The organism is Micromonospora sp. NPDC023633, from assembly GCF_040640035.1.
Lineage (GTDB): Bacteria > Actinomycetota > Actinomycetes > Mycobacteriales > Micromonosporaceae > Micromonospora.
This window is the reverse complement of record NZ_JBFABB010000053.1, coordinates 1-21,172: the sequence shown is the minus strand read 5'-3', so window position 1 is coordinate 21,172 and position 21,172 is coordinate 1. Positions and strand designations below refer to the sequence as shown.

Genomic DNA, 21,172 nt, shown 5'->3' with positions numbered 1-21,172 from the left:
CGACCCGTCCGTCCACAGGGGTCAGTCTGCCGCGCCACCGTCCGACTCGGCAGTCCCCTCCTCGGCGTCGAGGGCCTCCACCGCCGCCTCGACCTCGCCGGCGCGGCGACGCGCGGCCGTCACCACCCGTTCCGCCCCGCGCCGCGCCAGCCGCGCCCGGCTCAGGTCCTGCTCGGCGACGGCCCGGCGCCGCTCCAGCTCGGCCAGCTCCGCCTCGACGGCGTCCAGGGCGGCGACGCCGTCGCGCTCGGTCGTCGTCGCGTCGGCCAGCTCCGCCTCGGCCCGTTCCTGATCGGTACGCGCCTTGGCCAGCTCCTTCTCCAGCGCCCGCCGTCGGCGTGCCCGCTCCGCCCGGGCGGCCCGTTCCGCCTGCTCGGCGCGGAGCGCGCTCCGGTCGGCGTCGCGCCGCTGCTTGCCCGCCGGCTCGGGCCGGGGCGCCGGTTCCGGCTCCTCCCCACCGGTCACCAGGCGCAGCTGCGGGCGGGGCACCTCGCCGAAGCCGGCGTAGGTGGCGGCCTTGAGCAGCCGGCCGGAGCGGACCTGTTCGGCGACGTCGGTGTCGGCGAGCGCGGCGTTGAGGGTGGCCTCCACCTCGGCCAGCGGCAGCTTCCCGGCCGACGGGGCGCCCTCGGCCCCGGCCGCCAGCTTGCGCACCTCGGCGACGAGCGCGCCGACCACCGCCCGCCGCTGGGTGGAGAGTTCCCGCAGCCGGGGCCCGCGCAGCTCGCGTTGGGCGGTGCGTAGCGCCTCGGCGAGCTGGGCCAGGTCGGCGACCAGCTCGGGGCGGCGGATGGCGAGCAGGTTGACCAGCCAGGCGGCCACGGTGGGCCGGCGCAGCCGGGCGATCTCCCGGGCGGTCTTCGGGTCGCCGGCGCGGCGGGCCTCGGCGACGGCCTCGTCGCGGATGGCGACGAACCGGTCCGGCGGGGTGGTGTAGAGCCGGTGCACCAGCTCTCGGGGCGGGCCGGGCATCGCCGTCAGGCGTCGATCCGGGTGCCCGGTTCGAGCCGGCGGTAGTCCACCTCGGACAGCCGGGCGAAGTTGCCGTTGAGCACGTTGAGCCCGTTGTCGTTGAGCAGCCCGTCGTGCAGCGCGTACGCCCGGCGCGGGGCGACCGCCCGGAGGAAGTCCAGCGACTCGGAGAACTTCGTCCACGGGGCGTGGATCGGCAGGAAGAGCGTGTCGACCTGGGTGTCCTCGGGGACGACCAGGCTGTCCCCGGGGTGGTAGACCACGTCGTCCAGCAGGTACGCCAGGTTGTCCACCACCGGGATGTCGGGGTGGATCACGGCGTGCTGCCCGCCGTAGGCGCGTACCGGCACGCCGGCGGCCGTGAACGACTGCCCGGGTCGGACCGGTTCGAGCGCCTCGGCGGCGTCGCCCAGGGTGTCGGCCAGCGACGCCGGACCGTGGATGACGAACCGACGCCGGTCGAGCTGCCGGGTGACCGCCCCGACGTCGAGGTGGTCGGGGTGCTCGTGGGTGATCAGCACCGCGTCCGCCCCGTCGAGCGCCGCCGCCTCGCTGAACACCCCCGGGTCGATGACCAGCACTCCCCCGTCGTGCTCCACCCGGAGGCAGGAGTGCGCGTACTTGGTGAGCTGCATCGTGACTCCAAGATTATCGAATCGTGACGTACTGAGCGCAGTCTGCCGGAACCGACGTGGTGGCGCGTCACGTCTGAGGTATCGCCCCGCACGGGGGCGAGGACGATGGAGGCGGGATGGACGGACGGGAACGGCGACGTCGGGGCGTACGGCTGACGGCAGCCGCGCTGGTGGCGCTGCTCGCGCTGGCGGGCTGCGGCAGCGACGCGAGCGACGACGCCGGCAGCGCGCCGCAGGCCGCGACGGCGGAGAAGGACCGGGCCGGCGGCGCGGCGGACCAGGCGGGCGGCGCGGCGGAGCCGGGCGGCGGCAAGGCCGAGGACGGCAGCGGCGGCGGCGCACCGGACCTGCGGGTCGACCAGCGCTCCATCATCTACACCGGCACGATGCGCGTGCAGGTGGACGATGTGGACGCCGCGGCGCGCAGCGCGATCGCCACGGTCACGGCGGCCGGCGGCTTCGTCGGCGGCGACCAGCGGCGCAGCGTCGACGCGGACGCGCGGGCCGAACTGGAGTTCCGGGTGCCGGCGGCGAAGTTCTACGGCGTCGTCGAGGAGCTGGCGAAGCTGGGTCGCCAGCAGCGGCGGGAGATCCACACCAAGGACGTCACCGAGCAGGTGGTCGACCTGGACGCGCGGATTACCACCCAGCGCGCCCGCGTGGAGAGCGCCCGCCGGCTGCTGGCCCGGGCCACCTCGATCAGCGACCTGGTGTCGCTGGAGAACGAGCTGTCCCGCCGCGAGGCGGACCTCGCCTCACTGGAGGCGAAGAAGGAGCGGCTGGCGGACCTGACCAGCCTGTCGACGGTCACCGTGTCGCTGGTCGGCCCGGACGCGAGCACCGCCGACGAGGAGACCGAGGTCGGCTTCCTGGTGGGGCTCGAGGGTGGCTGGAAGGTCTTCCTGACCTCCATGACCGTCCTGCTGACGGTGCTGGGTGCGGTGCTGCCGTGGCTGCTGGCCGTCGGCGTACCGCTGGCGGTGCTGCTGCTGGTCCTGCGCCGGCGGCGGCGCACGGCCCCGCCGGTGACGACGCCGGCGGGACCGGCCGCGCCGCTGCCGGCTCCGGCGCCGCTGCCGGCTACCGCGCGGCCGCCAGTGCCCGCAGCGCGGTCTGAACCATGAGCCGTACGCCGACCGGGATGGCCCGTTCGTCCGCGTCGAACGAGGCCCGGTGCAGGTCCACGTTCGGGCCGGAGCGGCCGACGCCCAGCCGGGCGAGCGCGCCGGGGACGTACTCCAGGTACCAGGAGAAGTCCTCGCCGCCCATGCTCTGCGGGGTCTCGGCGACGCCCTCCGGCCCGAGCGTGGCGGTGGTGGCGGCGGTCAGCACCTGGATGGCCCGGGAGTCGTTGCACACCGGCGGGCGGCCCCGCAGGTATTCCAGGTCGACCGTGGCCCCGGTCGGGGCGACCACGTCCCGGACCACCTGACCCACGATCTTGGGGGCCAGTTCCCAGGTGTCGCGGTCCATCACCCGCAGGGTGCCGGAGGCGCACGCCTCGGAGGGGATGACGTTGTAACGGGTGCCGGCCGAGGCGTGGCCGAACACCAGCAGCAGCCCGCTGTTGGCCGGCACCCGGCGGCTGACCAGGGCCGGCACCTCGGTGATCAGGCGGCCCAGCGCGTCGACCAGGTCGACGGTCAGGTGCGGGCGGGCGGTGTGCCCGCCGGGGCCGGTGAGCCGGACGGTGACGTTGTCGGCGGCGGCGGTGATCGGGCCGACCCGCAGGCCGATCTGCCCGACCGGCAGGTTGGGGTCGCAGTGCAGCGCGAAGATCTGCACCACGTCGTCCAGGCCGCCGGCCTCGATGACCTCCAGCGAGCCGCAGGGCAGGATCTCCTCGGCGGGCTGGAAGATCAGCCGGACCCGGCCGGGCAGCTCGCCGAGGTCGGCGAGCTGGGCCAGCAGCATGCCGACGCCGAGCATGACGGTGGTGTGCACGTCGTGACCGCAGGCGTGGCAGACGCCGTCCACCGTGGAGCGGTACGGCACGTCCTTCGAGTCGGTCAGCGGCAGGGCGTCGATGTCGGCGCGCAGCGCGACCACCGGGCCGTCGGGGCGGCCGTCGATGTCGCAGATCACCCCGTTGCCCTTCGGCAGCAGCCGCGGCCTCAGCCCGGCCAGGGTGAGCTCCCGGGCGATCAGGGCGGCCGTCTCGAACTCCTCGCCGGAGAGCTCCGGGTGCGAGTGGAGGTGGCGACGGGTGGCGATCAGCCCGGGCACCCGGAGGGCGAGCAGGTGGTCCAGCTCGAACGGCAGGGGCTGGGACCCGGACGGCGCCTCCGGCCAGGACGACGCCAGCTGGTTGCCGGTGGGTAGCGTCAACGCACTCGTCACGTCGAATTCTCGTTCGCTAGAGATGGATGGATCATCAGGAACCGCAGACAGCCTAGACCCCCGGTGACGCTGCGCAACCTCGTTCCCGTAGTGATCGGACCGCACAGCGTCACGTATGCCCTGCTCGGAGCGCTCGTAGATCTGCGGGACAGCAGGTAGATCCCGGTCGAACGTCGTCATCTGCCCCACACCTCCTACAACGCGTAACCGGAACGGCGGTCGCGAAATCGATGTCGATCTCGAAGCCGTCGTTCCGAATTGTCGCATTAGTCGGTCAGGTGAACTGACACTCCGACAATTACCCGACCGCGCCCGACTGAGGGCACCCGAGACGGTGACACGCTCCGTCCCGGACCAACCGCACACCGTGTGCGTCCGCGTCCACCCGGTCGGGATACCCCCGAACCCGTCCGGCACACGCCGTGGCCGGTGGACCACCACGCGCCGCGCCGCGCCGCCGAGCCCTTCCGGCGGCGTCGCCGGGGCCCGCTCCGCGCGTCTGCGCCGCCGATCGGCGGCGGAGCCTCCTCCGACTGTAGCGCTCCGCCCAGACGCCCGCGACCAGCGCAAACGCCCCGTGGGCCGGGCGTTACCCGCAGGTGGACCGGCCGGTTACGGCGCGGCGGTGACGAGCCGCCGGGCCGACGCCGACGGCCGCCCGCCCCGGCGCGGCGGGAGAGCGGACGGCCGTCGGTCGGGTGATCAGAACCGGTCGGTCGGCCGGTAGAGCCCCCACACCTGGCGCAGGGTGCCGCAGACCTCGCCCACGGTGGCGCGGGCCCGCAGCGCCTCCTTCATCGGGTAGAGCACGTTCCCGGTGCCCTCCGCGGCGGCGCGCAGCTCGGCCAGCCCCCGCTCGACCGCCCCGCCGTCCCGCTCGGCGCGCAGCCGGGCCAGCCGCTCCGCCTGCGCCGCCTCGATCGTCGGGTCGACCCGCAGCGGCTCGTACGGCTCCTCCTCGTCGATGGTGAACCGGTTGAGGCCCACCACCACCCGATCGCCGGAGTCGATCTCCTGCGCGATCCGGTACGCGGACTGCTCGATCTCCCGCTTCTGGAAGCCGGCCTCGATGGCGTCGACCGCCGAGCCGTGGTCGGCCACCCGCTCCATCAGCTCGGTCGCCGCCGCCTCGATCTCGGCGGTCATCGCCTCCACCACGTACGAGCCGGCGAACGGGTCGACGGTGGCGGTCAGGTCCGTCTCGTACGCCAGCACCTGCTGGGTACGCAGCGCCAGTCGGGCCGCCTTCTCGGTGGGCAGCGCGATCGCCTCGTCGAAGCTGTTGGTGTGCAGCGACTGGGTGCCGCCGAGCACCGCGGCGAGGCCCTGCACCGCCACCCGGACCAGGTTGACCTCGGGCTGCTGGGCGGTGAGCTGCACGCCCGCGGTCTGGGTGTGGAAGCGCAGCATCATCGACTTCGGATTCCTGGCGCCGAAGTCGTCGCGCATCAGCCGGGCCCAGATCCGGCGGGCGGCCCGGAACTTCGCCACCTCCTCCAGCAGGGTCGTGCGGGCGACGAAGAAGAACGACAGCCGGGGCGCGAAGTCGTCCACGGCCAGCCCGGCCTCCAGCGCGGCCCGGACGTACTCGACGCCGTTGGCCAGGGTGAACGCGATCTCCTGCGCGGGCGACGCGCCGGCCTCGGCCATGTGGTAGCCGGAGATGGAGATGGTGTTCCACTTCGGCACCTCCTTGCGGCAGTAGCCGAAGGTGTCGGCCACCAGCCGCAGCGAGGGCTTCGGCGGGAAGATGTACGTCCCGCGGGCGATGTACTCCTTGAGGATGTCGTTCTGGATCGTGCCGTTCAGGGCCGAGCCGGGGACGCCGTTCTCCTCGGCCACGAGCTGGTAGAGCAGGAGCAGCACCGAGCCGGGCGCGTTGATGGTCATCGAGGTGGAGACCTTGTCCAGCGGGATGCCGTCGAAGAGCAGCCGCATGTCGTCGATCGAGTCGATGGCCACTCCGACCTTGCCCACCTCGCCGTGCGCGATCGGGTCGTCGGAGTCGTAGCCCATCTGCGTCGGCAGGTCGAAGGCGACGGAGAGACCCATCGTGCCGGCCCGCAACAACTGGTGGTACCGCGCGTTGGACTCGGTGGCGGTGCCGAAGCCGGCGTACTGGCGCATGGTCCAGGGGCGGGAGGTGTACATGGTGGGGTACACCCCGCGCGCGTACGGGAACTCGCCTGGGCCGCCGAGCCGGGAGTCCAGTTCCTCCGGAAGGTCCGCCGCCGTGTAGACGCCCTTGATCGGGAAACCGGACTCGCTTGACCGCGGTTCGCTCATTAGCGGATGGTAGGACGCGCGGCGGCGTCGGCGGGTGAGGGATACCACACACCGACCGACGGGTCGACGGGCATCGACGATAGGTGAACGTTCGGATACGTACGGTCCAGTTGGGTAAACGTCCGTCGCGTCGGGTTTCGCATCGGGCGTCGGAACCAGCAAGATAGGGGGGTTGTGTCCCAGCCCCCCTCGAATTCCCCCGGTGGCTTTTCTGTGACTCAGATCCCGACGTGGAGCGGCGGACCAGTCAGTCCCCCCAACGGACGCGCGACCCCCGGCACGACCATCGGTGACCGTTACTCGCTGCGTTCGGCGGTGGGCAACGGCGGCATGGGCACGGTGTGGCGTGCCACGGACACACTCCTGCGGCGGGACGTGGCCGTCAAGGAGGTCGTCCTGCCCCCGGGGCTGGCCCCGAGCGACCGCGACGCCATGTACGAGCGCACCCTGCGCGAGGCCCGCGCCGCGGCGGCGATCCAGCACCCGGCCGTGGTCCAGGTCTACGACGTGGTCACCGAGGGCGGCCGGCCGTGGATCGTGATGGAGCTGCTCGACGCCCGCAGCCTCGCCGACATGGTGATCGAGGACGGGCCGGTCGCGCAGCGGGTGGTCGCCAAGATCGGCATCGCGCTGCTCGGCGCGCTGGAGGTGGCGCACGCGATCGGCGTGCTGCACCGCGACGTCAAGCCGGCCAACGTGCTCATCTGCGCCGACGGGCGTTGCGTGCTGACCGACTTCGGCGTGGCGCGGATGCCCACCGACGTGCAGCTCACCACCCCCGGGATGGTGCTCGGCTCGCCGCACTTCATCTCCCCCGAGCGGGCGATGGGCCAGGAGTTCGGCCCGCCGAGCGACCTCTTCTCGCTGGGCGTCACGCTCTACACGGCGGTGGAGGGGCGGCCCCCGTTCGACAAGGGCGACCCGATCGAGACCATGCACGCCGTGGTCGAGGACCCGCCCGCCCCGCCGCAGCGCAGCGGGCCGCTGGCCCCGGTGCTGATGGGCCTGCTGGAGAAGGACCCGGCCCGCCGCCTCGACGTGCACACCGCCCGGGCCATGCTGCGCGAACTGCTCGCCGGCCCGCTGACCAGCAACGCCGCCGCGGTGAACTCGATGACCGATCCCTACTCGGTGGTCCCGGTCCCCCGGGCGGTGCCGGCCCCGCCGGCCACCCCGGCGGAGCAGCCGAAGCCGAGCGGACAGATCGGCGGGCGGGCGATGCTCAACCCCGGCGAGTCGCTCACCGACCGGCTGGCGGCGCTGCGCCGGGGCGAGCGGCCCGCGCAGGCCGCCCTCCCCGCCAGCCCCGCCGCGATGGAGGACACCAGCGCCGACGCCCTGGCCGGGCCGCTGCACACCCCCACCGGAGCGATGCCGGTGCCGAGCGGGCCCGCGCCCGCCGGCCGCACCTACGGTGGCGCCGAGACGACCCAGCGGGTGACGCCCGGCGGGTCGGACGCCACCCAGCAGTTGCGGACCAACGCCGCCGGCCTGGTCGGTTTCAGCGGTCCGACGGAGGCGACCCAGCGGGTGGGGACCGGCATCCCCGCCTTCGGCGCCCCGTCGGAGGCCACCCAGCGGATGAGCGCCGGAACCCCCGTCTTCGGCGCACCGCCGCCGGAGGCGACCCAGCAGCTGGGCGGGACCTACGGCGGCGGCCAGTGGTCCGTGCCGGGCACCGGGCAGGCGTGGGCGACGCCGGCCACCGCGCCGGGCGCGGCCGGCTCCGGCGGCGGCTTCGCCGGTCGGGTGGGCGCCGTCGGCAACCAGGTCGTCGGCACGGTCAAGGGCTGGCCGCGCAAGATGCAGCTCGCCGCCGCCGGCGGCCTGGCCGTGCTGCTGCTGATCGGGGCGGTCGTCCTGTTCAGCGGCGGCGACGACGAGGCGCCGACCGTCCCGCAGGCCGCCCCGACCTCGCAGGCCCCGGCCGCCGGCGTACCCGAGATGGCGGAGCATTCCGCCCGGGGTGTGTCGGTCATGGTGCCGAAGGGTTGGGAACGGGTGACCGGCGGCCTGTACATCGACTACGTCGATCCCGGGGACGATGGGCGGAAGGTCCGAATCCTCAACGAGAAGTTCGGCGGCGGCTCGATGCGCTGGGCCGAGGTGGCCGAGGGTGTCCTGAAGGGCCCCAAGAGCTCGTGCACGAAGCCGTACAACCGGCTTTCCATGACGGAGCAGGAACTGGCCGGCAAGCCGGCCGCCCAGCTCGAATACACCTGCGGGGAGGGCGACAGCATGCGGCACGGCCTCTGGCGCGGGGTGGTGCACGACGGCCGGGTCTACTCGTTCTACCTCACCTCGACCGACGCGAAGTTCGCCGACAGCAAGCCGATCTTCGACGAGATGGTGAAGTCGTTCCAGCTCACCGAGGCCGGCTGAGCCCCGGGGGAGGCGCGGTGGTGATCCGCTGGCGTGCTATCAAGAGACATGCCGGCGGAAACCACTGACATCGACGACATTCGCGAGCAAGCACGGCGCTGGCTCGACGACGATCCCGACCCGGCCAGCCGGGAGGAGCTGCGGGCGGTGCTCGACCGCCTGCCGGCGAGCGCCCCGGAGCTGGCCGACCGGTTCGCCGGCCCGCTGACCTTCGGCACCGCCGGGCTGCGCGGCCCGCTGCGCGCCGGCCCGAACGGGATGAACCTCGCCGTGGTCACCCAGGCCGCCGCCGGGCTGGTCGCCTGGCTCGCCGCCCAGGGCGGCTCCGGCCCGCTGGTGATCGGGTACGACGCCCGGCACGGTTCCCGCGAGTTCGCCGAGCGGACCGCCCAGGTCGCCACCGGCGCGGGACGCCCGGCGTTGCTGCTGCCCCGCCCGCTGCCCACCCCCGTGCTCGCGTACGCGGTGCGCCACCTCGGGGCGGTCGCCGGGGTGATGGTCACCGCGAGCCACAACCCGCCGCAGGACAACGGCTACAAGGTCTACCTCGGCGCGGAGCTGGGCGGCACGCTCGGTGCGGGCGCCCAGATCGTGCCGCCGGCGGACGCCGGCATCGAGGCCGCGATCCGGTCGGTCGGGCCGCTGGCCGGGGTGCCGCTCGGGCCGGCCGGGCAGGTGCTCGGCGACGACCTGGTGGTCTCCTACGTGGAGCGGGCCACCGCCGTCATCGACCAGGACGGGTCGCGCGACCTGGCGGTGGCGTACACGCCGCTGCACGGGGTGGGTGCGGCGGTGCTCACCGCGGCGTTCGCCCGGGCGGGCTTTCCCGTGCCCGGCGTGGTGCCCGAGCAGGCCGAGCCGGATCCGGCGTTCCCGACCGTCTCCTTCCCCAACCCGGAGGAGCCGGGGGCGGTGGACCGGCTGGTCGCGCTGGCCGAGGCGACCGGCGCGGACATCGCCATCGCCAACGACCCGGACGCGGACCGCTGCGCGGTGGCCGTCCGGGACACGGGTCCGGCGGCGAGCGCGGGCGGCGAGGTCGCCGGTCCGGCCCAGCCGGACGGGAGCCCGCCCGGCTGGCGGATGCTGCGCGGCGACGAGGTGGGTGTGCTGCTGGCCGACCACCTCATGCGGCGCGGCGTGACCGGCCTGTACGCCACCACGATCGTGTCGTCGTCCCTGCTGCGGGCGATGTGCGCCGCCCGGGGACTGCCCTACGACGAGACGCTGACCGGGTTCAAGTGGATCGTACGGGCCGGCGGCGGGGCCGAGCCGCTGGTCTTCGGCTACGAGGAGGCGCTCGGCTACTGCGTCGCCCCGGAGCACGTACGCGACAAGGACGGCATCACCGCCGCGCTGACCGTGGCCGAGCTTGCCGCCGGGCTCAAGGCGCGGGGACGCACCCTGACCGACCGGCTGGACGAGCTGGCCGCCGAGTTCGGCGTGCACCACACCGACCAGCTCTCGGTGCGCGTGGACGACCTGCGGGAGATCGCCGCCGCGATGGCCCGGATCCGGGCCGCCACCCCGACGGCGCTGCTCGGGCAGCCGGTCACCGAGGCGCAGGACCTGCTCCCCGAGGCGGACGTGGTGATCCTGCGCACCGGCGCGGCCCGGGTGGTGATCCGCCCCTCGGGCACCGAGCCGAAGCTCAAGGCGTACCTGGAGGTGGTGGAGCCGGTGCCGGACGGCGACGTCGCCGCGGCCCGCGCCCGCGCCACCCACGCGGTCGCCGCCCTCCGCGCCGAGATGGCCACGGCCCTGGGCCTCTGACCCCCCCAGCCCCGCCCCCGCCCCCGCCCCCGCCCCGTCGATCATGAGGTTAGCGGCACCGGAAAGCGCTTCCCGGCCCGCCAACTCCATGATCGACGGGGTGGCGGCGGCCAGGGCGGGGGGCGGAGGCGGGGGCGGGGGCGGGGGCGGGAGTGCGGGGGTGGGTCAGCGGCGGGGGCCCAGGGCGGCGTCGACGGCGTGGCCCAGGGCCGCCACGACGAGGCCGACCGAGGGGCGGACCACCGAGTCGTCCAGGCTGACGGTGCCGGAGAAGCCGGCGCCACCGGCGATCTCCTCCAGCCGCTGCCGGGCCGCCCGGGCCGCGTCACCGGTCAGGCCGAGCGCCGGCTCCATCCGCAGGACCGCGACCAGGGTCGCCAGGGCCGCCGTCCGCTCGTCGGGCAGTTCACCGCTGGCGAGCGCCTCGGCGAGCCGGCGCCGGGCGTCCGCCTCGACGGCGGGGTCCACCGTCGGGTAGCGGTGCACGTGGATGAAGCCCAGCTCGGTCTCGTCGACGTCGCGCACCACGCCCTGGGCGCACAGGTCGCCGAGGATCCTGTCGCGCAGGCCGTGGCGCAGCCGCTGCACCCAGGACGAGGGGCTGTGCGGCGTGTCGGCGGCCATGCGGGCGAGGACCCCGTCGACGAGCGGCTCGCCGGTGGGCGTCGGGTCGACCACCGCCAGGGACCCCTCGGAGTACACGATCCGCCCGGCCAGGGCCAGTTCGATCAGCACCGCGGCGGCCATCCCCAGGTCGAGGCTGATCCGCGGCATGGTCGCCTTGCCGGTCTCGTCGTCGTACGCGAGGAGAAGCAGCTCTTCGGCGAGCGCAACACCAGTCATGGCCCGGAACGGTAGCGGCTGCGCGCATCTCGCGCACGGACTCGCGCGCAGCCGCGCGGCAGACCTCAGAAGCGGGGCATCCCACCGAACTGGCGGTCGCCGGCGTCACCGAGCCCCGGCACGATGAACATCCGGTCGTTGAGCCCCTCGTCGATCGAGGCGGTGACCAGGCGCAGCGGCAGGCCGGAGCGCTCCAGCCGCTCGATGCCGACGGGCGCGGCGAGCACGCAGAGCACGGTGATGTCGGTGCAACCGCGGTCGGCCAGCAGCCGGCAGCAGTGCTCCAGCGAGCCGCCGGTGGCGAGCATCGGGTCGAGCACCAGCACCGGCAGGCCGCTCAGGTCCCGCGGCAGCGACTCCATGTAGGCGCGCGGCTCGTACGTCTCCTCGTCCCTGGCCAGGCCGACGAAGCCCATCGAGGACTCCGGCAGCAGGCCGAGCGCGGCGTCGGCCATGCCCAGGCCGGCCCGCAGCACCGGCACGAGCAGCGGCGGGTTGGCCAGCCGGGTGCCCTCGGTGCCGGTGACGGGCGTCTGCACCGGGTACTTCTCGACGGGGAAGGAGCGCGCGGCCTCGTACACCAGCATGGTGGTGAGTTCGTGCAGCGCCGCCCGGAACGAGGAGGAGTCGGTGCGCGCGTCCCGCATGGCGGTCAGCCGCGACTGGGCGAGCGGATGGTCAATGACGTGTACGTCCACGATCGCTCAACCTACCGGTCCAGCCGTCCGGGCACTGCGGGTGCGGCCGGAGCAGCGACCCCGCTCACCACCGCAGCGCCGACAGGGCCGTGACCAAGATCACTGTCCGGTCGGATGCGTAGACTTCGGGGCATGACGGCGACAGCGACGTCGGCCCGGTCGGAGCTCTCCGAGTTGGGACGATCCGAGACCGCTCTGCGGACCTTCCTGCACGGCCTGCCGGGCGTGGACCAGGTCGGCGCGGAGCAGCGGGCGGCACAGCTCGGCACCCGCTCCATCAAGACCACCGCCAAGGCCCAGGCCATCGACCTGGCGATCCGAATGGTCGACCTGACCACGCTGGAGGGGGCGGACACCCCGGGCAAGGTGCGGGCCCTCGCGGCCAAGGCGCTGCGCCCCGACCCGGCCGACCCGTCCTGCCCGCACGTCGGCGCGGTCTGCGTCTACCCCTCGATGGTCCCGCACGTGGCCGAGGTGCTGCGCGGCTCGGGCGTCCACCTGGCCAGCGTGGCGACCGCCTTCCCGTCGGGCCAGGCGCCGCTGGAGGTCAAGCTCGCCGACACCCGGGCCGCCGTGGCGGCCGGCGCCGACGAGATCGACATGGTGATCAACCGGGGCGCCTTCCTGGCCGGCCGCTACTCCGAGGTCCACGACGAGATCGTGGCCACCAAGGAGGCCTGCGGGGACGCCCACCTCAAGGTCATCCTGGAGACCGGCGAGCTGGCCACGTACGACAACGTGCGGCGCGCCTCCTGGCTGGCGATGCTGGCCGGCGGCGACTTCATCAAGACCTCCACCGGCAAGGTCCCGGTCGCAGCCACGCTGCCGGTGACCCTGGTGATGCTGGAGGCGGTCCGCGACTTCCGGGCCGCCACGGGCCGGCAGGTCGGCGTGAAGCCGGCCGGCGGCATCAAGACCACCAAGGACGCCATCAAGTACCTGGTGATGGTCAACGAGACCGTCGGCGCGGACTGGCTGGACCCGGACTGGTTCCGCTTCGGCGCCTCCAGCCTGCTCAACGACCTGCTCATGCAGCGCACCAAGCTGACGACCGGCGCCTACTCCGGTCCCGACTACTTCACCCTGGACTGAGAGCCGATGTTCGAATACGCACCCGCCCCCGAGTCCCGCTCGGTGGTGGACCTCAAAGCCTCCTACGGGCTCTTCGTCGATGGTGAGTTCGTCGATCCCGCCGACGGCGGCACGTTCAAGACGGTCAACCCGGCCTCCGAGGAGGTCCTCGCCGAGGTCGCGGAGGCCGGCGCGCAGGACGTGGACCGCGCCGTCCGCGCCGCCCGCCAGGCGTACGAGAAGGTCTGGGGCCCGATGGCGGGCCGGGACCGGGCGAAGTACCTCTTCCGGATCGCCCGGATCATCCAGGAGCGCTCCCGCGAGCTGGCCGTGCTGGAGTCGCTGGACAACGGCAAGCCGATCAGGGAGTCCCGCGACGTCGACCTGCCCCTGGTCGCCGCGCACTTCTTCTACTACGCCGGCTGGGCCGACAAGCTCCCGTACGCCGGCTTCGGGCCGGACCCGCGGCCGGTCGGCGTCGCGGCGCAGGTCATCCCGTGGAACTTCCCGCTGCTGATGCTGGCCTGGAAGATCGCCCCGGCACTGGCCGCCGGCAACACGGTGGTGCTGAAGCCGGCCGAGACGACCCCGCTGACCGCGCTGCTCTTCGCCGAGATCTGCCAGCAGGCCGACCTGCCGGCCGGCGTGGTCAACATCGTCACCGGCGCCGGCGACACCGGCCGCGCGCTGGTCGAGCACCAGGGCGTGGACAAGGTCGCCTTCACCGGTTCGACCGAGGTGGGCCGGGCCATCGCCCGCGCCGTGGCCGGCACCCGCAAGAAGCTCACCCTGGAGCTGGGCGGCAAGGCGGCCAACGTCGTCTTCGACGACGCCCCCGTCGACCAGGCGGTCGAGGGCATCGTCAACGGGATCTTCTTCAACCAGGGGCACGTCTGCTGCGCCGGCTCCCGCCTGCTGGTCCAGGAGAACGTCGCCGACCGGGTGCTGGAGTCGCTGAAGCGGCGGATGGCCCAGCTGCGCGTCGGCGACCCGCTGGACAAGAACACCGACATCGGCGCGATCAACTCGGCCGCGCAGCTGGCGCGGATCCGGGAGCTGTCCGACGCCGGGTCCGCCGAGGGCGCCGAGCGCTGGTCGCCGCCGTGCGAGCTGCCGGAGCGCGGCTTCTGGTTCGCGCCGACGATCTTCACCGGGGTCACCCAGGCGCACCGGATCGCCCGCGAGGAGATCTTCGGCCCGGTGCTGTCCGTGCTGACGTTCCGCACCCCGGCCGAGGCCGTCGAGAAGGCCAACAACACGCCGTACGGGCTGTCGGCCGGGATCTGGACCGACAAGGGCTCCCGGATCCTGTGGATGGCCGACCGGCTGCGCGCCGGCGTGGTCTGGGCCAACACGTTCAACAAGTTCGACCCCACCTCGCCGTTCGGCGGCTACAAGGAGTCGGGCTACGGTCGCGAGGGCGGCCGGCACGGGCTGGAGGGCTACCTCAATGTCTGAGCGGGTCGCGGTACGCAAGACGTACAAGCTCTTCATCGGCGGGAAGTTCCCGCGCAGCGAGTCGGGACGGTCGTATCTCGTGCAGGACGCGAATGTCTCCCTGGCCTCCCGCAAGGACGCGCGGGACGCCGTCGTCGCCGCCCGCGCCGCCGTGAAGGGCTGGGCCGGGGCGACGGCGTACAACCGGGGTCAGATCCTCTACCGGGTCGCCGAGATGCTGGAGGGCCGGCGCGAGCAGTTCGTCGCCCTCGGCGTGCCCGGCGACGAGGTCGACGCGGCCGTGGACCGCTGGGTCTGGTACGCCGGCTGGTCCGACAAGCTCCCCCAGGTGTACGGCGGCGCCAACCCGGTCGCCGGGCCGTACTTCAACCTGTCGGCGCCCGAGCCGACCGGCGTGGTGGCCGTGGTCGCCCCGGAGTCCCCGGCGCTGCTCGGCCTGGTCAGCGTGATCGCCCCGGCGATCGTCACCGGCAACACCGTGGTGGTGGCGACCTCGCCGACGCAGCCCCTGGCGGCGGTGACCCTGGCCGAGGTGCTCGCCACCTCCGACCTGCCCGGCGGCGTGGTCAACCTGCTCACCGGGCGGATCACCGAGACCGTGCCGGCGCTGGCCGCCCACATGGACGTCAACGCCATCGACCTGACCGGGGTGGCCGACGCCGAGCTGGCGACGGAGCTGGAGATCAAGGCGGCGCAGAACCTCAAGCGGGTGCTCCGGCCGGCCCCGGCCGACCACGACTGGTCCGCCGACCCGGGCATCACCCGGATGACCACGCTGCTGGAGACGAAGACGGTCTGGCACCCCAAGGGGGTGTGACTGTTCTCTGTCCTGGGGTTTTCCGGGGGAGCCCCGCCCGCTCCGGGCGGTCAGGCTTGATCCCTGCGCGGGCGGGGCTCCCCCGGAAAACCGTCCGTGGACAGATCCGTGGGAAAGCTCAGCTCAGGTGTGCTGCCTCGGGTGGAGCTCAGCTCCGGGGCGCTGCCGTGGGTGGCTGCGGTGGTGTGCGGGGCGGGGCAGGTCTACTACCGGGGGTAGGATTGCGGCGTGACTCGGCTTGGTGATCTCGAACGTGCGGTGATGGACGTCTTGTGGGACTCGGTCCCGGGCACGTCGGACGGGATCACCGTGCGCGAGGTGGCCGACGCGCTGGACGGCCGCGAGCTGGCGTACACGACGGTGATGACCGTGCTGGACCGGCTCGCCGGCAAGGGCATGGTGCAGCGCCAGCGGGAGGGTCGGGCCTGGCGTTACCGGGCCGCCGCCAGCCGCGAGGCGTACATCGCCCAGCTCATGCTCGACGCCCTCGACCTCGGCGGCAGCCGGGACGCCGCGCTGGTGCGCTTCGCCCGCTCGGTGACCGGCACCGAGGCCGAGGTGCTGCGCGCCGCCCTCGGGGCCGAGGCCGCAGCGACCGGGCACGACGGGGACGCGCTGACCGACCGGGTCGAGGCGCCGACGGTCGACGGGGTCGGCCGCCCGCCCCGGGCCGACAAGGCAGCGGACCGGTAGGGCGGCGGTCGTGGCGTACGCCCTGCACTTCGCCGCGTCGATGCTGGCCTGCTGGCTGACCGCGCAGGTGCTGGCCCGCTCCACCTGGACGTGGCGCAGCCCTCGGGTCGCGATCGTCTGCTGGCAGGCGGTCGGGCTCGCCCTCGGGCTCTCCGCCATGGGCGTGCCGATGGCGCTGGGCCTGGCCGCCTACGACCGCCCGACCGGCAGCGCGCTGGTCGCCCTCGCCACCGACCTCGGCCACGGCACCCTGCCCGTCGGGCTGGGCGCGCCGCACCTGGCCGCCGTCGGGGTGGGCTTCGGCATCGGCGCGGTCCTGCTGACCACGACGGTCCGCAGCGTCCACGGCACCGTACGCGCCCAGCGTCGGCACCGGGACCTGCTCGCCCTGGTCGCCCGCCGGGACCCGACGGTGCCCGGGGCGCTGGTGCTCGACCACCCGAGCGCGGCGGCGTACTGCCTGCCCGGGATGAAGCCCCGGGTGGTGGTCAGCGCGGGCACCCTCGACCTGCTGGACCGCGCCGAACTGGCGGCCGTGCTCGCCCACGAGCGGGCGCACGCCCAGGAGCGGCACGACCTGGTGCTGCTGCCGTTCACCGCGCTCAGCCGGGCGCTGCCCTGGTTCGCCTGGGTGCGCGAGGCGCACGAGCGGGTCGCCCTGCTGGTCGAGATGCGGGCCGACGACAAGGCCCGCGAGGCGCACGCCGACGCCCCGCTGGCCGGTGCGCTGCGCCGGTTCGCCGCGGCCGGCAACCGGATCACCCCGGCCGGCACCCTCGGGCTGGGCGACCGGGACCTCGACGTACGGGTGCAGCGACTCCTGGTCGCCGACCGGCCGCCCCGGCTGCTCGGCGCTGCCGCGCTGGCCGTGGCGACCAACGTGGCCGCCCTGCCGGTCTCCCTCTTCCTGAACTGACCCGGGCGGCCCCTCCTCGGCCGCGTTCCCGCGCCCGGACCGCTCTCCCCGGCGCGGGAGTTACCGCTGCGTGGATCGCGTCCGACCATGCTGGCAACCAGGCCCGCCCGGCGACGCGACCCGCCCGTCGCCCCTCCCCCACAACTACTACGATTCGTCGTAGCATTCTCTACGACGGGCCATAGTAGTCATGCGTAGGCAATCTACGTGTAGGCTCGCTACGACAAGTGAGCCAACCGTACGGAGAGCCGGCCATGGACACCCTGCTCCTCGCCCGCCTGCAGTTCGCCACCACCACGTCGATCCACTTCCTCTTCGTGGCGGTGACCCTCGGCCTGGTGACCCTGCTGGTCTATCTCCAGACCGCCTGGGTGATCACGAACAAGCCGGTCTACGAGCGGCTGACCCGGTTCTGGGGCCAGCTCTACGTGATCAACTACGTGCTCGGCATCGCCACCGGCATCGTGATGGAGTTCCAGTTCGGGCTGAACTGGAGCGGGCTGTCGCGCTACGTCGGCAACGTCTTCGGGGCGCCGCTGGCCATCGAGACGCTCGTCGCCTTCTTCCTGGAGTCGACGTTCCTCGGCATGTGGATCTTCGGCTGGCACCGGCTGCGTCGGGGCGTCCACCTCGCCCTGCTCTGGGGCGTCGCGATCACCGCGTACGCCTCGGCGTTCTGGATCATGGTGGCGAACTCCTGGCTGCAGAACCCGGTCGGCTACGAGGTGCGCGACGGGGCCGCCCACCTCACCGACTTCTCCGCGCTGCTGGACAACCCCACCTTCCGCATGGCCCTCGGGCACGTCGTCACGGCGGCGCTGCTCGTCGGCGGGATGCTGATGGCGGCGGTCAGCGCCTGGCACCTGGTCCGGCGCACCCCCGACTTCGCGCTGCACCGCAAGGGGCTGCGGATCGGGCTGGTCACCTCGGCGGTGGCGATCTTCTTCGTGCAGGCCTTCGGCTTCGCCCAGTTCTTCGCGATCGGGGACGTGCAGCCGACCAAGTTCGGCGACGACCCCGCCGCCGCGCCGCTGATCGCCGACTGGACCGCCCGGTTCGGCCCCGGCGACTACACCCCGCCGGCCCTCGCCAACGTCGGCCTCGGTTTCATGATCCTGATCGGTTTCACCCTCGGCCTGCTCTGGCTGATGCTCCCGCTGCTCTGGCGGGACTGGGTGATCCGGCTGCGCGTCCCGCTGTGGATCCTCCAGTTCGCCCTGCCGCTGCCGTTCGTCGCGATGATCCTCGGCTGGATCGCCCGCGAGGTCGGCCGCCAGCCCTGGGCCGCGTACGGGCTGCTGCCCGTGGAGAAGGCGGTGTCGCCGGTCAGCCCCTGGCTGATGCTCACCTCGCTGATCGGCTTCAGCCTGCTACTCGGCGCCCTCGCCGTCACCAACTGGGTGCTGCTGGCCCGGCACGCCGCCCGGGGCGCGCACGACCCGGCCCTGGGTCGGCAACCGGACCAGCCTCCGGCCGACCCCCACCCCGAGCCCGCCTTCGCCTGAGGAGACGACCGTGGAACTCGCCTGGTACGCCCTGCTCGGCCTCTTCTTCGCCGTCTACCTGGTGCTGGGCGGCTACGACTACGGCGTCGGCCTGCTGCTCGCCCGGCACACCGACCCCGCCCGCCGCCGCGCCGCGCTCAACGCGGTCGGCCCGTTCTTCCTCGGCAACGAGGTCTGGCTGGTGGCCGCCGTCGGCATCCTGTTCGGCGCCTTCCCCGTGCTGGAGGGCGAACTGCTCTCCGGCTTCTACCCGGCGGTCCTCGGCGCGTTGACCGGGGTCGTCCTGGTGACCGCCGGCGTGCAGCTGCGCAGCCGCCCCGACGGGCAGCGCGCCCGCGCCTGGTGGGACCGGGTCGTGGTGGTCGGCAGCGTGCTCGCCGCGCTCGGCTGGGGGGCCGTGCTGGCCGGACTGCTCCAGGGCGTACCGCTGCACGCCGACGGCCACGTCGCCGGGGTGACCCACCTCTTCACCCCGTTCGTGGCCGCCGCCGGGCTCGCCGTCGTCGCGCTGGTCGCGCTGCACGGTGCGACCTTCCTCACGCTGCGGCTGCCCGCCGCCGACGCCGCGCCGGTCGGGCGACTGGCCGCCCGGCTCGTCCCGGTGGCGCTCACCACCGTCGGCGCGGCCGCCGTCCTGGGCCTGCTCTCCGCCGACGTACGCGCCGCCGCACGGCAGCCGGTGGTGGGCGTACTGCTGCTGTCGTTGCTGGTCGCCGCGCTGCTGGGGGCCCGGGTCGCGCTCGCCCGGCGGCGGCCGGGGCTGGCCTTCGCCGCCACCTGCGCCGCCCTGGCGCTGCCGGTGGCGCTGGCCGGCGCGACCATCTGGCCCTACGCGCTGGTCTCGACGGTCGACCCGGGGGCGTCGCTGACCGTGGCCGACGCGGCGGCGAGCGCCCCCACGCTGCGGCTGCTGGGCTGGCTGACGCTGCCGCTCCTGCCGGCCCTACTAGGCTTTCAGGCGATGTGCTGGTGGGTGTTCCGGGGACGGACCGACGGCAGGGCACCGGTGTACTGGTGAACCGCCGTCCCTTCGACCCGCGTCTGCTGCGCCGGGTCCCGGGGGCCCGGCGCGACCTCGCCGTGCTCGCGCTGCTCGGCGTGCTGGCCGCGGGGCTGGTCGTCGCGCAGGCCACCGCGCTGGCCGCGCTGCTGGCGACCGCGTTCGAAGGGGGGCTGGACCGGCCGGCGCTGGCCGGCTTCGCCGCCGCGGTGGCCGCCCGCTCGCTGCTGGTCTGGGCGCAGGGCACGGTGTCCGCGCGGGTCGCGGCGACGGTCAAGGCGGCACTGCGGGCGGACCTGCTCGGGGCGGTCGGGCGGCACGGCCCCGGCTGGGTCGCCGGCCAGCGCGCCGGGCAGCTCGCCACGCTCACCGGGCGCGGGCTGGACGCGCTGGACGCCTACTTCACCGGCTACCTGCCGCAGCTGGTGCTCAGCGTCACCGTGCCGCTCGCCGTGCTGGCCCGGATCTTCGTCGCCGACTGGAGCTCGGCGCTGATCATCGCGGTCACCCTGCCGCTGATCCCCATCTTCGGCGCGCTGCTCGGCTGGCAGGCGCAGGCCGCCACCGAGCGGCAGTGGCGGCGGCTCTCCCTGCTCGGCGGGCACTTCCTCGACATGGTCGCCGGGCTGCCCACGCTGCGCGCGTTCGGCCGGGCCCGGGCGCAGACCGAGGTGGTCCGCCGGATGGCCGACGGCCACCGGGTGGCCACCATGAAGACGCTGCGGATCGCGTTCCTGTCCGCCCTGGTGCTGGAGCTGGTGGCCACCCTCTCGGTGGCGCTGGTCGCCGTGCCGGTGGGCGTGCGGCTGCTCGGCGGCGGGCTGACCCTCCAGACCGCGCTGCTGGTGCTGCTGCTCACCCCGGAGGCGTACCTGCCGCTGCGGGCGGCCGGCGCCCGGTTCCACGCCAGCATGGAGGGGCTCACCGCGCTGGACAAGGCGCTCACCCTGTCGGCCGCCGCCCCCGCGCCCACGCACGGCGAGGGCTCGGCCGTCCCCGACGGCCGCGGTGAGATCCGGTTCGAGGCGGTGACCGTGCGGTACGAGCGGACCACCGCCCTGCGCGACGTCACGCTGACCGTCCGGCCGGGCGAGCGCGTCGCCGTGATCGGGCCGAGCGGCGCCGGCAAGAGCACCCTGCTCGGCCTGCTGCTCGGCTTCGTCACCCCGACCGCCGGCCGGGTCACCGTGGGCGGGGTGGACCTGGCCGACGCCGACGCCGACGGCTGGCGCCGCCAGGTGGCCTGGGTCCCGCAGCGGGCCCACCTCTTCGCCGCCTCGCTGGCCGACAACATCCGGCTCGGCGCCCCCGACACCCCGGACGCCGCGCTCGCCCCGGCGGTCCACGACGCCGCCCTGGACGACGTGGTCGCCGGGCTGCCCGGCGGGCTCGCCACCGTCCTCGGCGAGCGCGGGCACGGCCTGTCCAGCGGGCAGCGGCAGCGGGTCGCGCTGGCCCGCGCGTTCCTGCGGGACGCGCCCGTGGTGCTGCTCGACGAGCCGACCGCCCGACTGGACACCGCCGCCGAGGCGGTCGTCCTCGACGCCACCCGCCGGCTGGTGGCCGGGCGGACGGCCCTGCTGGTGGCGCACCGGCCGGCGCTGCTCGCCGACGCGGACCGGATCCTGCGGATCGAGGACGGCCGGGTCACGGAGCTGACGCCCACGGCGGCCGGGGAGGCGACCCGATGACCGACGAGCCTTCGTCGTCCGGCCCCGGGCCGGGTAGCCGCCCCGCTGACGCGCCCGACACCGACGGCGGGCCGGCGGCCGGCGGCGGCCGG

At 74.2% G+C, this 21,172-nt stretch carries 18 protein-coding genes; 12 read left to right on the top strand and 6 right to left on the bottom strand.

Translation table 11 applies throughout. The annotated features are described in order from the left end of the window. Positions 1-21 precede the first annotated feature (21 nt). Both AB0G13_RS18145 and AB0G13_RS18140 read right to left on the bottom strand, forming a co-directional pair. Positions 22-972, bottom strand: coding sequence for a hypothetical protein (locus AB0G13_RS18145; protein WP_357875531.1), 951 nt, complete (start codon positions 970-972; stop codon positions 22-24). Positions 973-977: 5 nt separating this feature from the next. Further along, positions 978-1,607: an MBL fold metallo-hydrolase gene (locus AB0G13_RS18140; protein WP_357875529.1), complete on the bottom strand. Its 630-nt coding sequence runs from the start codon at positions 1,605-1,607 to the stop codon at positions 978-980. A gap of 116 nt (positions 1,608-1,723) precedes the next feature. Here AB0G13_RS18140 and AB0G13_RS18135 point away from each other — a divergent pair, with 116 nt between their 5' ends. Beyond that, positions 1,724-2,731: a DUF4349 domain-containing protein gene (locus tag AB0G13_RS18135; RefSeq protein ID WP_357875527.1), complete on the top strand. Its 1,008-nt coding sequence runs from the start codon at positions 1,724-1,726 to the stop codon at positions 2,729-2,731. On the opposite strand, the gene AB0G13_RS18130 is transcribed toward AB0G13_RS18135, so the two are convergent. Next, complete coding sequence (locus AB0G13_RS18130) at positions 2,688-3,947, bottom strand: amidohydrolase (protein WP_357875525.1); 1,260 nt, start codon at positions 3,945-3,947, stop codon at positions 2,688-2,690. The genes AB0G13_RS18135 and AB0G13_RS18130 overlap by 44 nt on opposite strands. A gap of 702 nt (positions 3,948-4,649) precedes the next feature. Beyond that, the gene (locus AB0G13_RS18125) at positions 4,650-6,233 is read right to left on the bottom strand and encodes a methylmalonyl-CoA mutase family protein (protein ID WP_357875523.1); all 1,584 of its coding nucleotides are present in this window, start codon (positions 6,231-6,233) and stop codon (positions 4,650-4,652) included. 213 nt (positions 6,234-6,446) lie between these two features. Between AB0G13_RS18125 and AB0G13_RS18120 the strand changes: the two genes are divergently transcribed. Together AB0G13_RS18120 and AB0G13_RS18115 are read left to right on the top strand one after the other, a co-directional pair. Further along, positions 6,447-8,615, top strand: coding sequence for a protein kinase (locus AB0G13_RS18120; protein ID WP_357875521.1), 2,169 nt, complete (start codon positions 6,447-6,449; stop codon positions 8,613-8,615). Positions 8,616-8,663: 48 nt separating this feature from the next. Continuing rightward, on the top strand, positions 8,664-10,388 hold the full coding sequence (locus tag AB0G13_RS18115; RefSeq protein WP_357875519.1) for a phospho-sugar mutase: 1,725 nt from the start codon (positions 8,664-8,666) through the stop codon (positions 10,386-10,388). A gap of 165 nt (positions 10,389-10,553) precedes the next feature. On the opposite strand, the gene AB0G13_RS18110 is transcribed toward AB0G13_RS18115, so the two are convergent. Both AB0G13_RS18110 and upp read right to left on the bottom strand, forming a co-directional pair. Beyond that, positions 10,554-11,231: a GPP34 family phosphoprotein gene (locus AB0G13_RS18110; protein ID WP_357875517.1), complete on the bottom strand. Its 678-nt coding sequence runs from the start codon at positions 11,229-11,231 to the stop codon at positions 10,554-10,556. Between the two features lie 65 nt (positions 11,232-11,296). Further along, on the bottom strand, positions 11,297-11,929 hold the full coding sequence (upp, locus tag AB0G13_RS18105) for a uracil phosphoribosyltransferase (protein WP_089002050.1): 633 nt from the start codon (positions 11,927-11,929) through the stop codon (positions 11,297-11,299). Between the two features lie 132 nt (positions 11,930-12,061). On the opposite strand from upp, the gene deoC reads away from it, so the two are divergent. The 9 genes from deoC to cydD all read left to right on the top strand — a co-directional run bounded on the left by deoC (position 12,062) and on the right by cydD (position 21,080). Further along, positions 12,062-13,021 carry a deoxyribose-phosphate aldolase gene (gene deoC, locus AB0G13_RS18100; RefSeq protein WP_334605384.1) on the top strand — a complete coding sequence of 320 codons (960 nt, stop codon included), beginning with the start codon at positions 12,062-12,064 and terminating at the stop codon, positions 13,019-13,021. Positions 13,022-13,027: 6 nt separating this feature from the next. Then, positions 13,028-14,458 (top strand): aldehyde dehydrogenase family protein, encoded by a 1,431-nt coding sequence (locus AB0G13_RS18095; RefSeq protein ID WP_357875514.1) that lies wholly within the window; start codon positions 13,028-13,030, stop codon positions 14,456-14,458. Next, positions 14,451-15,275, top strand: coding sequence for an aldehyde dehydrogenase family protein (locus AB0G13_RS18090; RefSeq protein WP_357875512.1), 825 nt, complete (start codon positions 14,451-14,453; stop codon positions 15,273-15,275). Before AB0G13_RS18095 ends, AB0G13_RS18090 begins: the two co-directional genes overlap by 8 nt. Before the next feature lie 96 nt (positions 15,276-15,371). Continuing rightward, positions 15,372-15,494, top strand: coding sequence for a hypothetical protein (locus tag AB0G13_RS18085; RefSeq protein ID WP_357875510.1), 123 nt, complete (start codon positions 15,372-15,374; stop codon positions 15,492-15,494). Positions 15,495-15,503: 9 nt separating this feature from the next. Further along, complete coding sequence (locus tag AB0G13_RS18080) at positions 15,504-15,968, top strand: BlaI/MecI/CopY family transcriptional regulator (RefSeq protein ID WP_357875508.1); 465 nt, start codon at positions 15,504-15,506, stop codon at positions 15,966-15,968. A gap of 10 nt (positions 15,969-15,978) precedes the next feature. Further along, positions 15,979-16,884: a M56 family metallopeptidase gene (locus AB0G13_RS18075; RefSeq protein ID WP_357875506.1), complete on the top strand. Its 906-nt coding sequence runs from the start codon at positions 15,979-15,981 to the stop codon at positions 16,882-16,884. A gap of 254 nt (positions 16,885-17,138) precedes the next feature. After that, entirely contained in the window at positions 17,139-18,389 is a 1,251-nt protein-coding gene (locus tag AB0G13_RS18070) for a cytochrome ubiquinol oxidase subunit I (RefSeq protein ID WP_357875504.1), read from the top strand. Between the two features lie 10 nt (positions 18,390-18,399). After that, positions 18,400-19,407, top strand: coding sequence for a cytochrome d ubiquinol oxidase subunit II (locus AB0G13_RS18065; RefSeq protein ID WP_357875502.1), 1,008 nt, complete (start codon positions 18,400-18,402; stop codon positions 19,405-19,407). After that, complete coding sequence (cydD, locus tag AB0G13_RS18060; RefSeq protein WP_357875500.1) at positions 19,404-21,080, top strand: thiol reductant ABC exporter subunit CydD; 1,677 nt, start codon at positions 19,404-19,406, stop codon at positions 21,078-21,080. Before AB0G13_RS18065 ends, cydD begins: the two co-directional genes overlap by 4 nt. Positions 21,081-21,172 lie beyond the last annotated feature (92 nt).